Annotated in this window: 1 protein-coding gene; it reads left to right on the forward strand. The window is 42.6% G+C overall.

Annotated elements, in window-relative coordinates:
• Positions 1–165 precede the first annotated feature (165 nt).
• Positions 166–1,011 carry an S-formylglutathione hydrolase gene (fghA, locus tag Q0212_RS08440; protein ID WP_297924479.1) on the forward strand — a complete coding sequence of 282 codons (846 nt, stop codon included), beginning with the start codon at positions 166–168 and terminating at the stop codon, positions 1,009–1,011.
• Positions 1,012–1,199 lie beyond the last annotated feature (188 nt).

Consider the following 1,199-nt stretch of genomic DNA (forward strand, 5'->3'; position numbering starts at 1 on the left):
TTCCCTACACGACGCTCTTCCGATCTAAAATTGTCGATTGGTATATGGAAGGCAAAATTAATATTGATTCTTTAATCACTCACACCTTAAAACTCGAAGACATTAACGAAGGCTTTAGATTAATGAAAGCAGGTGAGTCGATTCGCTCTGTTGTGGTGTTTTAATATGAGTGTGTTTGAAACACTTAGCACACACGCCTGTTTTGGCGGTGTGCAGGGCTTTTATCAACATCAATCCAGCGTTATTGGTTTGCCAATGCGCTTTGCGGTGTATCAGCCGCCACAAGCACAACATGATAAAGTCCCTGTGTTGTTTTATTTGGCAGGTTTAACCTGCACCGAAGAAACCTTTGCCATTAAAGCAGGTGCACAACGTTTGGCGGCCGAATATGGCGTAATGATTGTCACCATGGACACCAGTCCACGTGGTGCAGGCATTACAGGCGAAGCCGATGCGTGGGATTTTGGCGTGGGTGCTGGCTTTTATGTGGATGCGACACAAGAGCCGTGGTCAAAAAATTACCGCATGGAAAGTTATGTGACTCAAGAATTGCGTGAGTTAATTCTTAGGCATTTTCCTGCTAACGAAAGCAAAGTGGGTATTTTTGGCCATTCGATGGGTGGACATGGTGCTTTGGTGTTGGCCTTACGCCATCCTGAGTTATACCAATCAGTATCAGCTTTTGCGCCAATTGCTGCACCGAGCCAATGCCCTTGGGGACAAAAAGCCTTTAGTCATTATTTGGGTGATAATCAACAAACATGGCGGGCTTATGATGCAACAGCGTTAATTGAAGATGGCAAAAAAGCACCACCGATTTTGATTGACCAAGGTTTAAACGACCAGTTTTTGGCTAATCAACTGTATCCTGAGTTATTGGAAGCCGCCTGTCAGCAACATGGTCAATCACTCAACTTACGCCGACATGAAAATTATGACCACGGCTATTATTTTATTAGTAGTTTTATGGCTGACCATTTAGCGCATCATGTGCAGTGTTTAATAGTTTAGATTTTTTAGGATGGGTTGACGAAGGAAACCCATTATTTTAGGTTTGAAAAAATCTGTTGGTTATTAGGAAGTAAAATCATAACCTATTGATTATTATTGTTTTGACTATACGCATCCTGCGCTTGCTTGCTACAAATTTTTATCTGATATGTCGCGAGGTTGTTAGATCGGAAGAGCGTCGTGTAGGG

It is taken from the genome of uncultured Agitococcus sp., from assembly GCF_937920075.1.
Lineage (GTDB): Bacteria > Pseudomonadota > Gammaproteobacteria > Pseudomonadales > Moraxellaceae > Agitococcus.

Coding starts and splice junctions, on each gene's coding strand:
- fghA (WP_297924479.1), top strand. CDS start 166: ATGAGTGTGTTTGAAACACTTAGCACACACGCCTGTTTTGGCGGTGTG.